The organism is Sphingomonas sp. GCM10030256 (assembly GCF_042666415.1).
Lineage (GTDB): Bacteria > Pseudomonadota > Alphaproteobacteria > Sphingomonadales > Sphingomonadaceae > Sphingomicrobium.
Map to the genome: position 1 here is coordinate 99,265 of NZ_JBHTDI010000001.1, position 12,863 is coordinate 112,127.

The window sequence follows — 12,863 nt, forward strand, 5'->3', positions numbered from 1 at the left end:
ACGGCCTTCGTCTCGAAGGATTGTAGGACCGAAGGATCAAACCCCCGACGACTCGTCCAGCTCGTCCCCCAGCAGCCGGGCTACATGGATCACATTGGTTGATCCGCTGGTGCCGAACGGAATTCCGGCCATGATGATGATTTGCTCGCCACCGGAGGCCAGCTTGTGCCGCAGCGCCATGCGCTTGGCCTTGCCGACCATCTCCTCGAAGCTCGCGACGTCCCGGGTGTTGACCGCGTGCACGCCCCACACCAGCCCCATACGGCGTGCGACCTTGCGGCTTGCGGTCATCACCAGCAGCGGCACGGGTCCGCGCTCGCGGGCGATCCGGCGGGCCGTCGAACCGCTGCTGGTGTAGCAGACCATCGCTGACATCGGCACGGTGTTGGAGATGAGCCCGGCGCTTTCCGCCAGCGCGTCGGCGGTGGTCGGCTCGGCCGGCGTAGCGGTGAAGTGGACCCGGCTTTTGTAACCCGGATCGGCTTCAACGGTCCGGCCTATCCGGTCCATCATCGTCACCGCCTCGCACGGATAGTCGCCCGCCGCGCTCTCCGCGGACAGCATCACCGCGTCGGCCCCATCGTAGATGGCGTTGGCGACGTCGCTCACCTCGGCCCGGGTCGGAGTCTGCGAGGTGATCATCGTCTCCAGCATCTGGGTCGCGACCACCACCGGCTTGCCGAGTTCCCGCGCCCGGGCCACGATTCTCTTCTGCAACGGAGGGACCGCTTCCGGCGGCAGCTCGACGCCAAGGTCGCCGCGCGCCACCATCACCGCATCGGCTAGGGCGAGGATTTCCTCCAGCCGGTCGATCGCGGCCGGCTTCTCGATCTTGACCATCAGCGCTGCCTTGGCGCCGATCAGCTCGCGCGCTTCCTCGACATCCTCGGGCCGCTGCACAAAGGAAAGCGCGATGTAATCGGCCCCCTGCTCGAGGGCGAACTGCAGGTCGGAGCGATCCTTCTCCGTCAGCGCCGGGATCGGCACCACCACGTCGGGCACGTTGACGCCCTTGTTGTCGCTGATCCGCCCGCCGACCTCGACGATCGTTTCGATCCGCTCGGGCAGCACGGCCGTGACCCGGAGTCTGATCTTGCCGTCGTCAATCAGCAGCCGATGGCCCTCGCTGACCACCAAGAACAGCTCGGGATGCGGCAGCTCGACCCTGCTCGTGTCGCCCAGCTCCTCCGACCGGTCGAGCACGAAGCGGCCGCCGGTGTCGATGGCGACACTTCCCTCGGCAAAGCGGCCGACCCTCAGCTTGGGCCCCTGGAGATCGAACAGGATGGTGGTGGGCCGCTGCAGTTCCGCCTCGAAGCCCCGGATCGTCTCCACCAGCCGGACCTTGGCGCCCTGATCGCCATGACTCATGTTGATCCGGAAGGCGTCGGCGCCAGCGCGAATCAGCTTGCCGATCATCTCCGCCGAGTCGCTGGCCGGCCCCAGGGTCGCCAGGATCCTGACCTTGCGCCCGCGCGGGCCCACCGAAACCGCCACTACCTTCTCCCACCTGGCCACTACGCGCCTTGGGGGGTGCCATAGCCTTCTGCCGCCGCGGTTCAACCGGCTTGAGCGGGCCGTCCCGCTCGCCTAAGGCCCGCCGGCACATTTTTGCACAAGCGGGGACTATCAATGGCAGACGGCAACGTCGCAGCGGATCAGCTGCGGCTGTTCATCGAACGCATCGAACGGCTCGAGGAAGAGAAGAAGGGCGTCGCCGACGACGTCAAGGACGTCTACGCGGAGGCCAAGGCCAACGGCTACGACACCAAGACGATGCGGGCCGTCGTCCGCCTCCGGAAGATGGAGAAGCACGCCCGCGACGAAGCGGACGCGCTGCTCGAAACCTACCGCAACGCGCTCGGGCTGCACTAAGGAGTCCGCCCCATGGCTGGCCATTCCAAATTCAAGAACATCATGCACCGCAAGGGCGCTCAGGATAAGAAGCGCTCGGCGATGTTTTCCAAGTTGAGCCGCGAGATCACTGTCGCGGCCAAGATGGGCCTGCCCGATCCGGACATGAACGCCCGGCTGCGTGCCGCCGTGCTCGCCGCCAAGGCGCAGTCGATGCCCAAGGACAACATCCAGCGCTCGATCGACAAGGCGAGCTCCAGCGATGCCGAGAATTACGAGGAGATCCGCTACGAGGGCTTCGGCCCGGGCGGCGTGTCGCTGATCGTCGAAGCACTCTCCGACAACCGTAACCGCACCGCCACCAACGTCCGCACCGCCTTCAGCAAGAATGGCGGCAACCTAGGCGCCTCCGGCTCGGTCAGCCACGGCTTCGAGCGGATGGGCCTGATTGAATATCCGGCGACCGCCGGTGACGCCGACACGGTTCTGGAAGCCGCGATCGAGGCTGGCGCCGACGATGTCGAAAGCGACGAGGACGGCCACCAGATCTGGACCAGCGTCGACGCCTTGCACGAAGTCGCCAAGGCGCTCGAAGCGACCCTCGGCGAACCGGACAGCACCAAGCTCGCCTGGCGCCCGCAGACCCCAGTCGACGTCGCCGAGGAGGACGCCACCCGGCTGATGAAGCTGATCGACACGCTGGAGGACGACGACGACGTCCAGACCGTGTGGGGCAATTACGAAATCAGCGACGCGGTGATGGAGAAGCTGGGTTGAACCCTCCCCTCCCCCTTGGGGGAGGTGCCGCGAAGCGGCGGAGGGGTGAAGCCTCTTCGCGCATGACCCCTCCGTTCCCAAGGACGCGGGGCGAATGCTGATCCTTGGCCTCGATCCGTCATTGACTTGCACGGGCTGGGGGCTGATCCGCGCGGAAGGCAATCGCCTGAGCCATCTCGCCAACGGGCAGATCAAGACCCGCTCCGGTGACCCGCTGGCGCGGCGGCTTGGGGAGTTGGCCGAGGCACTTGAAGCGATCATCGCCGAACATCGCCCCGAGGCCGCCGCGGCGGAAGAAGTGTTCGTCAACCAGAACCCGGCCTCGACGCTCAAGCTCGCCCATGCCCGCGGGGTCGCCCTGATGTGCGCTGCCCGCGCTGGGCTCGACGTTGGCGAATATGCCCCGACCTTGGTCAAGAAGGCGGTGGTCGGCACCGGTGGCGCGTCCAAGGACCAGGTCCACGCCATGGTCTCGCGCCTGCTGCCCGGGGCGAAGATCGCGGGACCCGACGCCGCGGACGCGCTGGCGGTGGCGATTACCCACGCGCATCACCTGGCCACCCTCTCCCGTTCGTCCCGAGCGTAGTCGAGGGACGCTGGCCGGGGAGAACGTGTCTCGACTTCGCTCGACACGAACGGATAGGGTGGGCTCGAAATGATCGCGCGCCTCGCCGGAACCCTCGCCGAAACCACCGCAGACAGCGCCGTCGTCGATGTGAACGGCGTCGGCTACCTGGTCCTCGCCAGCACCCGCACCCTCGACGCCCTCGGCCCGGTCGGCGGTTTGGTCACCCTCCTCACCGAGCTCCAGGTCCGCGAAGACAGCATGACGCTGTTTGCCTTCGGCTCTGCCGGCGAGCGTGAGGCATTCCGCCAACTCACCAGCGTCCAAGGCGTCGGCGGCCGCGTCGCCCTCGCCATCCTCTCGGTCCTCGGCCCCGAAGAGCTCGCCCGTGCCGTCGGCACCGGCGACAAGGCGATGATCGCGCGTGCAAACGGCGTCGGCCCCAAGCTCGCCGGGCGCATCGCGATGGAACTGCAAGGCAAGCTCGGCACTCCCGGGCTTGCCGGTACGGTCGGCACACCCACCCCGAAAGGAGGCGCCGCCCAGGACGCGCTCTCCGCCCTTGCCAACCTCGGCTTCAAACCTGCCGAAGCCAGCGCAGCGGTGACGGCCGCCAGCGAAGACCTTGGCCCGGACGCAACGCTCGACGCGTTGGTAAGGCTGGCGCTCCGCAAGGCGGCGAAGTGACCGCCTCCTCACGCCGCTTGGGCGGCGAAGCGATCGGCACCTTCTTCCTGTTCGCAACCGTGATCGGCTCCGGGATCATGGCGGAGCGGCTCTCCGGCGGAAATGTAGCGCTTGCCCTGTTGGCCAACAGCCTGGCCACCGGCGGTGCCTTGTTCGCGCTGATCACCCTCTTCGCGCCCGTGTCGGGAGCGCAGTTCAACCCCGCGGTAACACTCGCCCTCGCCCTCCGCCGCCGCCTTCCGGCCGGGGACGCGATGACCAATGTCGCGGCACAGCTCGCGGGAGGTCTGATCGCCGTCCTCGCCACGCACGCGATGTTCGACCTGCCGCTCGTCCAGGCCGCCACCCACCTGCGCTCCGGACCCGGCCAGTGGCTGGCCGAATTCATCGCCACGTTCGGCCTCGTCCTTGCGGTGTTCGGCGTCGCCGGAAAAGAGGTACCCGCCGCTGCCGGCGTAATCGCCAGCTACATCGTCGCCGCCTACTGGTTTACCGCTTCGACCAGCTTCGCCAATCCGGCCATCACAGTAGCCCGAAGCCTGACCGACACTTTTTCCGGCATCGCTCCGGCCGACGCTCCCGGCTTCATCCTTGCCCAATCGGTCGGTGCGGCTGTGGGCGCGTTCACCGCCCGTTGGCTGTTTGTGGAGGACGCATGATGACCAGCCGCACGCGCACCGCCACCTGCCGTTGCGGCCAGCTTCGCGCCACCGTGGCCGGCGAGCCGGTGCGTGTGTCCGTCTGCCATTGTCTCAATTGCAAGAAACGGAGCGGCAGCGCGTTCGCGGTGCAAGCGCGCTGGCCCTCGGAGCAGGTCGTGGTTGAAGGCTGCTCGAAGTTCTTCAAACAGACATCCGACAGCGGCAACTGGGCGACTTTCCACTTCTGCGCGGAATGCGGTTCTGACGTCTACTATGTGAATGGAGGTCGATCCGTGCACGCGGAAGTTGCCGGCTTTGTCGCCATCCCGCTCGGCGCGTTCGACGATCCGTTCTTTGCCGCGCCGAACTTCTCCGTGTGGGAAGAGCGCAAACACTCATGGGTTGAGATTTCGGGCGAAGGCGTCGAACACGACTGAAATGGCCACTGATCCTGCTCGCCTGACCACGCCGGAGCGCACCGCCGAGGACGCCGACGCCGCGCTGCGCCCCAAGAGCCTCGACGAGTTCGTCGGCCAGAAGGGCGCCCGCGAGAACCTGCGCGTGTTCATCTCCGCCGCGAAGAGCCGTGGTGAGGCCCTCGACCATGTCCTGTTCTTCGGGCCGCCCGGCTTGGGCAAGACCACCCTCGCCCAGATCGTCGCCCGCGAGATGGGTGTCGGGTTCCGCGCCACGTCCGGCCCGGTGATCGCCAAGTCGGGCGACCTCGCCGCCCTCCTCACCAACCTCGAGGACGGCGACGTCCTGTTCATCGACGAGATCCACCGCCTCAATCCCGCGGTCGAGGAAGTGCTCTACCCGGCCATGGAAGACCGCGCGCTCGACCTGATGATCGGCGAAGGGCCATCCGCCCGCTCGGTCCGGATCGACCTGCCGCGCTTCACCCTGGTCGGCGCGACCACCCGCCAGGGTCTGCTCACCACCCCGCTGCGCGACCGCTTCGGCATTCCGGTCCGCCTCAATTTCTACACGGTTGACGAGCTTCAGCAGGTCGTCCGCCGCGCCGCCCGCCTGCTCGGGGCCGACCTTGCCGAGGATGGCGCGCACGAGATCGCTCGCCGCAGCCGCGGAACTCCGCGTATCGCCGGCCGCCTGCTCCGCCGGGTGCGCGATTTCGCCCACGCTGGTGGCAATGACCTGATCGATGCCGTGACAGCCGACCGCGCCCTCTCCCGGTTGGAGATCGACGCCCTCGGCCTCGACGCGATGGATCGCCGCTATCTCCTGATGATCGCCGATCTCTACGGCGGCGGTCCGGTCGGTGTTGAGACGCTCGCCGCCGGCCTCAGCGAACCGCGCGACACGATCGAGGACGTGATCGAGCCTTATCTCATTCAGCTCGGCCTCATCGCCCGCACCGCACGCGGGCGCTGTCTCAATGGTCGCGGCTGGACCCACCTCGGCCTCAACCCACCCGCTGGTGCGCAGACCGGCCTGTTCGACGGCAACGGAGTGAAGTGAGCATGGACACCCAACCCGCTCATGCTGAGGAGAGGTTGAGCACGCGACGCGTGTCGGATCGAAGAGACCGTCAGGGCAAGGCTCGTCTCGAAGCACCCGCCAAGTCCTTCGAGACGCCGCTTCGACGAGCTCAGCGGCTCCTCAGGAGCGGGTTGATGGGAGCCTTGGCTCTTGGCGCATCACCAGGATGGGCTCAGCCCGCCCCCGCAGCCCCCAACTACACCAGCGAGTCTACCTGGCTCTGCTTGCCTGGCCGGTCGGATTCCTGCTCGACCCCGCTCGCGACTGCAGCGCTCAACCCCAACGGTTATGGCTCAAACGGCCTCAGCCCCGTAGCCAAGGCCCCAGCGCTCGACTGTTTCTATGTCTACCCCACCGTATCCCGCGATCGCGGCCTGAACAGCGACCTCCGTGCAAACGAGGAACGCGGCGCGGCGCGGTCGCAGTTCGCCCGCTTTGCCGGCGTGTGCCGCACCTTTGCGCCAGTCTACCGGCAGATGACCACCGCCGCGGTCGCCGCCGCGGCCACTGGCGGCGACATTCGCCCGGCCTTCAACACCGCGTTCGGCGACGTCCGCGCCGCGTTCCGCAACTATCTGGCGACCCGCAACAACGGGCGCCCGTTCGTCCTTGTCGGCCACAGCCAGGGAAGCTGGCTGCTGCAGGAGCTGATCAAGCGCGATATCGAAAGCACTCCGGTCGCGCGCCAGATGCGCCTTGCCATCATTCCCGGCTTCAACGTCCTCGTCCCGCAAGGCAAGCTGGTCGGCGGAACCTTCAAGTCCACGCCCCTGTGCAGCCGCCCCGGCCAGACCGGGTGCATCGTCAGCTATGTCAGCTACCGCACCCGCAACCCGCCGCCGGAGGGCGCCGTGTTCGGCCATGCCCCCGCGCCCGGGATGACGGTCGGCTGCGTCAATCCGGCCCGCCCCGGCAGCCGAGGCTGGGAGAAGCTCGACAGCTACTGGTTCGCCCGCTCGACTCAGCCGGTGCCTGGAGGGCCGATCGCCTGGTCGGCGCAAGGCGCTCCGCCAGCGCCCTACGTGCGCACCGACGGACTGGTCTCCGCCCGCTGCGTCAACGAAGGCCAGCGTGGCTATCTCGAGGTCCGCGTGAACGCCGATCCCTTCGACAAGCGAACCGACCGGATTGGGGGCGAAGTCGGGACCGCCACTCCGCTCGGCGCGTTCTTCCTGCCGGGCTGGGGCATGCACCTCGCCGACATGAATGCGCCGCAGGGGGATCTGGTGCGGCTGGTGGAGGAGATCGCTCCCGGCGGCTCGGCTGCCCGAGCGGCCCGGCGCTGATGGGGCGGGACGATCTCGACCAGCCGTATCGCGGCGGCTTCGTCGGACCGGAGCACCGCTTCGCGCTGACCGTCTATTTCGAGGACACCGACACTGCCGGCATCGTCTATTATGCCAATTACCTGAAGTTCATGGAGCGCGCCCGGTCCGACATGCTGCGGGCGGTCGGTGTCGATCAGCGCGCGGCGCTGGCTGCCGGCGACGGCGTCTACGCGGTGGCCGAAGCTAACATCCGCTACCTGCGCCCAGCCCGGCTCGGCGACGACCTGGTCATCCGCTCAACCGTGGAGCAGGTCCGCGCCGCCTCCGTGCTCATCCGCCAGCGCGTGTTCCGCGGTGCGGAGCAGCTAACCGAGGCACGGGTCACGGCCGCCTTCCTTACGCTCGACGGCCGTCCCACCCGCCAGCCTCGCGACTGGGTCAAGCGGTTCGAGCGGATCCGTCAGGCGGCGTAGCGCTGCTGGCCCATGCCGAGCCATGCCCGCGCCTGCTTCTGTGCCTCGGCGATCTCGCGAGCGGTCATCTCGACGCTGATCTCCGCCCGGCACTGCTGACCGCGGGTGCAGCCGTTGAGCGCCGCGAGATTGAACCATTTGTGCGCTTCGATGAGGTCCACCGACCGGCCTCCGCGCCCGGTCGAATAGGTCACCCCAAGCTCGAACAAGGCGTCCACGTCCCCGCCTTCCGCGTCCGCAAGCCGGCTCCGAAGCAGGAAATCCGCCGCTTTTTCACTGATTGCCATGTCACACCCCCTTGTTGTTGAGGGCAGGTTCGGCCTGATTCGCCTACGAAATGGTTAACGGCCGCAAACCATGTTCTCTCAGACCGGAATATTGTCGATCAGGCGGGTCGTCCCGATGGTCGCCGCAGCGATCAGCCGCATCTCGCCGGCCGGCGCATTCAGCGGCTCCAGCGTCGCGGCATCGACCAGCGCCAGATAATCAATCCGCTCGAACCCCGCGTCGCGGAGTGCAAGCTCCGCCTGATCCAGCACCGTCGCAACGTGCTGCCCGGCGCGGATCGCTTCGGCCGAGTCCTGCAACCCCCGCGGCAATGCCAGCGCCCGATGGCGCTCCTCAGCGGTCAGGTAGATGTTGCGCGAAGACAGCGCCAAACCATCGACGTCGCGCACCGTCGGCACGCCAACGATTTCCGGACCGAGCCCGAGGTCGGCGACCATCCGCCGGATCACCGCCAGCTGCTGGAAATCCTTTTCCCCAAACAGCGCTACGTCCGGCCGCACCGCCAGCAGCAACTTGGCGACCACCGTCGCCACGCCCGCGAAGTGCCCTGGCCGCGCCGCTCCGTCCCAGCGCTCGCTCACCCCAGCCACGCTGACCGTGGTCGCGAACCCGTGCGGATACAGCTGCCCTGGCGTCGGCAGCCACAGCAGGTCGCAGCCCGCCGCCTCCAGCATCGCCGCATCCTCCGCTTCCTGCCGCGGATAACGGCCAAGATCCTCGCCCGCGCCGAACTGCAGCGGGTTGACGAAGATGGTCGCGGCGACCTTGTCCGCCCGGGCCCGCGCCTCGGCGACCAGCGCCATGTGCCCGGCATGCAGGGCCCCCATGGTCGGTACCAGCGCCAGCGTTGCACCGCCGCCACGCACCGCCCGAAGCACGGCAGGCAGGTCGGCCATGTCACGGATTGTTTGCACGGCCCCCGCCCCTTCGATAAACCGCTGTTCGGGAAGGTGCTTTGGCCCGCACCGGGGGAAAATCCAAGTGACTCAACCGCACTTCATCGTCTTCGCCAATGAAAAGGGCGGCACCGGCAAGTCGACCACGGCGGTCCATACCGCCGTTGCCCTGGCCGCGTCTGGCCACCGGGTCGGCGCGCTCGACCTCGACCATCGCCAGCGCACCACCACCCGCTACCTTGAGAACCGCGCCGCAACCATGCGCCGCACCGGCTCCGACCTTCCGCAGCCAGTGTTCAAGGTGCTGGACGACCAGATCGAGGAGGCGCTGGACGCCGCCATCGCCGAGCTTGCCCAGCACTGCGACGTGCTGGTGATCGACACGCCGGGCCGCGACGATCCGGTCGCGCGCGCCGCCATTCTCAAGGCCGACACTTTGGTCACCCCGATGAACGACAGCTTCGTGGACCTCGACCTGATCGGCCAGGTCCATCCCGAGAATTTCAAGATCACCCGCCCCAGCTTCTATGCCGAACTGGTCTGGAACAGCCGCACCCAGCGCGCCAAGACCACCGGTCGCAGCGTGGACTGGGTCGTCCTTCGCAACCGCCTCCAGCACATCCAGTCCCACAACCAGCAGCGCGTCGGCGCGGCGATGGACGAACTTGCCCGCCGCGTCGGTTTTCGAGTCATCCCCGGCCTCGGCGAGCGCGTCATCTACCGCGAGCTGTTCCCCAAGGGCCTGACCCTGCTCGACCTCAAGCAGATGAGCGACGTCGGCATCGGCCACATCGCAGCCCGCCAGGAATTGCGCGAGATGATCGCCGGGCTGGCGGTGCCAGGGACCGAAGAAGCGCGGGCAGCCTGAATCCCTCTTCGTTATTGCGAGCGCAGCGAAGCAATCCAGTTCACGTTTAAAGAGCACTGGATTGCTTCGTCGCTGTGCTCCTTGCAATGTCGTGGAGAAACAAACCTCATCCTGCTACGTTCGGCCCCGTAATGACCCACAGCTTCCACCCCTCCATCCTCCGCGAATATGACATCCGCGGGGTCGTCGGCTCCACCCTCTCTGACCAGGACGCCTTCGCGCTCGGCCGGACCTTCGCCGCTCATGCCGGTGACGAGGGCGTCAAGCGCCTCGCCGTCGGCCGCGACGGGCGCGAACATTCACCAATGATGGAAGAAGCGCTGGTCCGCGGTCTCACCGAGGGCGGGATCGACGTGGTTCGCGTCGGCCAGGGCCCCTCGCCGATGCTCTATTACGCGGTGGCGGAGCTCGACGTGGACGGTGGCATCCAGATCACCGGCAGTCACAATCCGGCAGACTATAACGGCTTCAAGATGCTGCTCCCCAACCGCTCGGTGTTCGGCGAGGAGATCAAGAGCCTGGGCCTGCGCGCGACCGAGGGCCGCTGGAGCGAAGGCCAGGGACAAGTGACCGAGGTCGACATCCTCGATCGCTACGTCGACCGGCTGGTGCAGGACTTCCAGGGCGGCAGCTTCCGGATCGGCTGGGACGCCGGCAACGGCGCCGCTGGCCCTGCCCTCGAGAAGCTGATCGCGAAGCTGCCGGGCGAACACCACACGCTCTACACCGACGTCGACGGCCGCTTCCCCAACCACCACCCCGACCCCACGGTCGAGAAGAACCTCGAAGACCTGAAGCGTCTTGTCGCTGACAAGCAGCTCGACTTCGGCATTGCCTTCGACGGCGACGGCGACCGCATCGGCGCGGTGGACGGCCGCGGGCGGGTAATCTGGGGCGACCAGTTGCTCTCGATCCTGGCCGAGCCGGTGCTCAAGGCCAAGCCCGGCGCGACCATCATCGCCGACGTCAAGGCCAGCCAGACCCTGTTTGACCGGATCGCCGAGCTCGGCGGCAAGCCGCTGATGTGGAAGACTGGCCACAGCCTGATCAAGTCCAAGATGAAGGAAACCCACGCCCCCCTTGCCGGCGAGATGAGCGGCCACATCTTCTTCAAGCACCGCTGGTACGGCTTCGACGATGCCCTTTACGCCGCCGTCCGCCTGATCGAGGCGGTGAGCCAGTCCGGCAAGACCTTGACCGAGCTGCGCGATGCGATGCCGACCAGCGTCGCTACGCCCGAAATGCGTTTTCCCGTGGACGAAGCGCGCAAGTTCGCGATCCTCGACGAGGTGCTCGACCGGCTGAAGCAGACCGGCGCAAAGGTCGATGCCACCGACGGTGCGCGCGTCATGAACGGCGACGGCTGGTGGCTGCTCCGCGCCTCCAACACCCAGGACGTCCTCGTCGCCCGGGCCGAAGCACAGGACGAAGCCGGGCTGCAGCGGCTGATCGCTGAGATCGACGAACAACTGGCAGCGTCGGGCATCAAGCGCACCGAAGCCGCACACTGAAGCGTCACCCCGGCCATGAGCCGGGGTCCGCCTTCTTGAGTCTCTTGCTGCGCAGCGAGTTGGCGAAGGGGCCTTTGCCCCTCCACCGGCACAATCAGTTAGATGCGCGCACCACGCCCGCGCAGGCTCTTCAGCAGCCCGAAGCCGAACAGGGCGGCTGCAGCCGCCGTGGCGACCGGCTGCCGCCGCGCGAAGTCGCGCACGGCGCCCACGCCCTTGCGCACGCCGCCTGAAACCTGATCCACTGCGCCGTCCTGCTGCAGCGCCGGATCGCCCGTCGCATCGCCCAGCGACGACTTGAACCGCCCCTTGATCTGAGTGCCTTCACCCGCAAGCGTGTCGATGTTCATGGTCGTGCTCCGTGACATTGATGTTCGGGTGCGCAACGCCCGGAGCACGGCTTCTGTGCCATCATGCGCCGCTGGAGCTCATGTCGGAATTGTGAACATTCACCTCCCGCCACCCTGGATTTCCCGCGCGCTCACTCCTCCTCGTCGTCCTCATAGCCAACCAGGTTCAGCTCCCGCGCCTTGATCTGATGGAGCATGCACCAGTGCATCAGGGCATCCTCGCGGCCGTGGGTGATCCATACTTCCTTGGGCGCGACTTCGCGGATGGTGTCGATCAGTTCGTCCCAGTCGGCATGGTCGGAAATGATCAGCGGCAGCTCGACATTCTTCTGCCGCGCCCGCTGGCGGATCCGCATCCAGCCTGACGCCATCGCGGTGATTGGGTCCGGGAGCCGCCGCGACCAGCGGTCGTTGAGCGCGGACGGCGGGCAGATGATCAGCTTGCCCTGAAGCTCCGCCTTGGAGGCGCCGGTCGCCGGCCTGAGCTCGCCCAGCGGCACGCCCAGCTCCTCATAAAGCAGGCACAGCCGCTCCATCGCGCCGTGATAATAGATCGGCTCCTCATGGCCGCGCCGCCTGGCCTCAGCCACTACCCGCTGCGCCTTGCCGAGCGCGTAGGCACCGACCAGTACGCATCGTTCGGGATTGTCGTGCAAGCGGCCCAGAAGCCGGTCGATCTCCCCGCCAGTGTCGGGGTGGCGGAACACGGGAAGGCCAAAGGTCGCCTCGGTGATGAAGATGTCGCACGGCACCGGCACGAACTGGGCGCAGGTCGGGTCCTCGCGGCGCTTGTAGTCGCCCGACACCACCACCCGCTCTCCGTTCCAGTCGAGGATGATCTGCGCCGATCCCAGCACATGCCCAGCAGGCACGAAGCTGATCTCGACCTCACCGACGGTGACGCTCTGGCCATATTCAACCGGGCAGCCGTTCTGGTCGCCGTAGCGCACGCCCATGATGCTGAGGGTGTCCGGCGTCGCCCACACCGTGCCGTGCCCGCCGCGGGCATGGTCGGCATGGCCGTGGGTGACCAGCGCCCGTTCCTTGGGCTGGGAGGGGTCGATCCACGCATCAGCCGGGCGCACATAAATGCCTTCGGGAAAAGGCTCGATCCAGGAACCGAGACGGGCCATCGCGCACTTAAGGGGTGAATGGCGGGATGGTTCCGCCGACGAAACGGGAGCC

The 12,863-nt window shown here is 67.3% G+C and carries 16 protein-coding genes; 11 read left to right on the plus strand and 5 right to left on the minus strand.

Annotated features, from left to right (window positions below; all coding sequences use genetic code 11):
• Window positions 1–36: 36 nt before the first annotated feature.
• Window positions 37–1,497: a pyruvate kinase gene (gene pyk, locus ACFQPG_RS00505; protein ID WP_380809373.1), complete on the minus strand. Its 1,461-nt coding sequence runs from the start codon at window positions 1,495–1,497 to the stop codon at window positions 37–39.
• A gap of 135 nt (window positions 1,498–1,632) precedes the next feature.
• Here pyk and ACFQPG_RS00510 point away from each other — a divergent pair, with 135 nt between their 5' ends.
• The 9 genes from ACFQPG_RS00510 (at window position 1,633) to ACFQPG_RS00550 (ending at window position 7,765) form a co-directional block, all read left to right on the plus strand.
• A complete protein-coding gene (locus ACFQPG_RS00510; protein WP_380809375.1) occupies window positions 1,633–1,875 on the plus strand; it encodes a DUF2312 domain-containing protein in 243 nt (80 codons plus the stop codon).
• A gap of 12 nt (window positions 1,876–1,887) precedes the next feature.
• Window positions 1,888–2,631, plus strand: a complete 744-nt coding sequence (locus ACFQPG_RS00515) for a YebC/PmpR family DNA-binding transcriptional regulator (protein ID WP_380809377.1) — start codon at window positions 1,888–1,890, stop codon at window positions 2,629–2,631.
• A gap of 94 nt (window positions 2,632–2,725) precedes the next feature.
• A complete protein-coding gene (ruvC, locus tag ACFQPG_RS00520) occupies window positions 2,726–3,217 on the plus strand; it encodes a crossover junction endodeoxyribonuclease RuvC (RefSeq protein ID WP_380809379.1) in 492 nt (163 codons plus the stop codon).
• 69 nt (window positions 3,218–3,286) lie between these two features.
• Window positions 3,287–3,883, plus strand: a complete 597-nt coding sequence (ruvA, locus tag ACFQPG_RS00525) for a Holliday junction branch migration protein RuvA (RefSeq protein ID WP_380809381.1) — start codon at window positions 3,287–3,289, stop codon at window positions 3,881–3,883.
• Window positions 3,880–4,542, plus strand: coding sequence for an aquaporin (locus tag ACFQPG_RS00530; RefSeq protein ID WP_380809382.1), 663 nt, complete (start codon window positions 3,880–3,882; stop codon window positions 4,540–4,542). Before ruvA ends, ACFQPG_RS00530 begins: the two co-directional genes overlap by 4 nt.
• On the plus strand, window positions 4,539–4,961 hold the full coding sequence (locus tag ACFQPG_RS00535) for a GFA family protein (RefSeq protein WP_380809384.1): 423 nt from the start codon (window positions 4,539–4,541) through the stop codon (window positions 4,959–4,961). The genes ACFQPG_RS00530 and ACFQPG_RS00535 overlap by 4 nt, the downstream gene beginning before the upstream one ends.
• Before the next feature lies 1 nt (window position 4,962).
• Complete coding sequence (gene ruvB / locus ACFQPG_RS00540; RefSeq protein ID WP_380809386.1) at window positions 4,963–6,003, plus strand: Holliday junction branch migration DNA helicase RuvB; 1,041 nt, start codon at window positions 4,963–4,965, stop codon at window positions 6,001–6,003.
• 155 nt (window positions 6,004–6,158) lie between these two features.
• Complete coding sequence (locus tag ACFQPG_RS00545) at window positions 6,159–7,310, plus strand: DUF3089 domain-containing protein (protein WP_380809388.1); 1,152 nt, start codon at window positions 6,159–6,161, stop codon at window positions 7,308–7,310.
• Window positions 7,310–7,765, plus strand: a complete 456-nt coding sequence (locus ACFQPG_RS00550; protein WP_380809389.1) for a YbgC/FadM family acyl-CoA thioesterase — start codon at window positions 7,310–7,312, stop codon at window positions 7,763–7,765. Before ACFQPG_RS00545 ends, ACFQPG_RS00550 begins: the two co-directional genes overlap by 1 nt.
• Here ACFQPG_RS00550 and ACFQPG_RS00555 read toward each other — a convergent pair.
• Both ACFQPG_RS00555 and panC read right to left on the minus strand, forming a co-directional pair.
• Entirely contained in the window at window positions 7,753–8,052 is a 300-nt protein-coding gene (locus ACFQPG_RS00555) for a hypothetical protein (protein ID WP_380809391.1), read from the minus strand. The genes ACFQPG_RS00550 and ACFQPG_RS00555 overlap by 13 nt on opposite strands.
• Before the next feature lie 78 nt (window positions 8,053–8,130).
• A complete protein-coding gene (gene panC / locus ACFQPG_RS00560) occupies window positions 8,131–8,967 on the minus strand; it encodes a pantoate--beta-alanine ligase (RefSeq protein WP_380809393.1) in 837 nt (278 codons plus the stop codon).
• Between the two features lie 61 nt (window positions 8,968–9,028).
• Between panC and ACFQPG_RS00565 the strand changes: the two genes are divergently transcribed.
• Both ACFQPG_RS00565 and pgmG read left to right on the plus strand, forming a co-directional pair.
• Window positions 9,029–9,817 (plus strand): division plane positioning ATPase MipZ, encoded by a 789-nt coding sequence (locus ACFQPG_RS00565; RefSeq protein WP_380811653.1) that lies wholly within the window; start codon window positions 9,029–9,031, stop codon window positions 9,815–9,817.
• Between the two features lie 131 nt (window positions 9,818–9,948).
• Window positions 9,949–11,328, plus strand: a complete 1,380-nt coding sequence (pgmG, locus tag ACFQPG_RS00570; RefSeq protein WP_380809394.1) for a phosphoglucomutase/phosphomannomutase PgmG — start codon at window positions 9,949–9,951, stop codon at window positions 11,326–11,328.
• 98 nt (window positions 11,329–11,426) lie between these two features.
• On the opposite strand, the gene ACFQPG_RS00575 is transcribed toward pgmG, so the two are convergent.
• Entirely contained in the window at window positions 11,427–11,678 is a 252-nt protein-coding gene (locus tag ACFQPG_RS00575; RefSeq protein ID WP_380809396.1) for a CsbD family protein, read from the minus strand.
• 131 nt (window positions 11,679–11,809) lie between these two features.
• Window positions 11,810–12,811 (minus strand): ligase-associated DNA damage response exonuclease, encoded by a 1,002-nt coding sequence (locus ACFQPG_RS00580; RefSeq protein ID WP_380809397.1) that lies wholly within the window; start codon window positions 12,809–12,811, stop codon window positions 11,810–11,812.
• Window positions 12,812–12,863 lie beyond the last annotated feature (52 nt).

Coding starts and splice junctions, on each gene's coding strand:
- ACFQPG_RS00555 (WP_380809391.1), bottom strand. CDS start 8,052: ATGGCAATCAGTGAAAAAGCGGCGGATTTCCTGCTTCGGAGCCGGCTT.
- ACFQPG_RS00545 (WP_380809388.1), top strand. CDS start 6,159: ATGGGAGCCTTGGCTCTTGGCGCATCACCAGGATGGGCTCAGCCCGCC.
- pgmG (WP_380809394.1), top strand. CDS start 9,949: ATGACCCACAGCTTCCACCCCTCCATCCTCCGCGAATATGACATCCGC.
- ACFQPG_RS00535 (WP_380809384.1), top strand. CDS start 4,539: ATGATGACCAGCCGCACGCGCACCGCCACCTGCCGTTGCGGCCAGCTT.
- ruvB (WP_380809386.1), top strand. CDS start 4,963: ATGGCCACTGATCCTGCTCGCCTGACCACGCCGGAGCGCACCGCCGAG.
- ACFQPG_RS00515 (WP_380809377.1), top strand. CDS start 1,888: ATGGCTGGCCATTCCAAATTCAAGAACATCATGCACCGCAAGGGCGCT.
- ACFQPG_RS00575 (WP_380809396.1), bottom strand. CDS start 11,678: ATGAACATCGACACGCTTGCGGGTGAAGGCACTCAGATCAAGGGGCGG.
- ruvA (WP_380809381.1), top strand. CDS start 3,287: ATGATCGCGCGCCTCGCCGGAACCCTCGCCGAAACCACCGCAGACAGC.
- ACFQPG_RS00510 (WP_380809375.1), top strand. CDS start 1,633: ATGGCAGACGGCAACGTCGCAGCGGATCAGCTGCGGCTGTTCATCGAA.
- ruvC (WP_380809379.1), top strand. CDS start 2,726: ATGCTGATCCTTGGCCTCGATCCGTCATTGACTTGCACGGGCTGGGGG.
- ACFQPG_RS00550 (WP_380809389.1), top strand. CDS start 7,310: ATGGGGCGGGACGATCTCGACCAGCCGTATCGCGGCGGCTTCGTCGGA.
- ACFQPG_RS00580 (WP_380809397.1), bottom strand. CDS start 12,811: ATGGCCCGTCTCGGTTCCTGGATCGAGCCTTTTCCCGAAGGCATTTAT.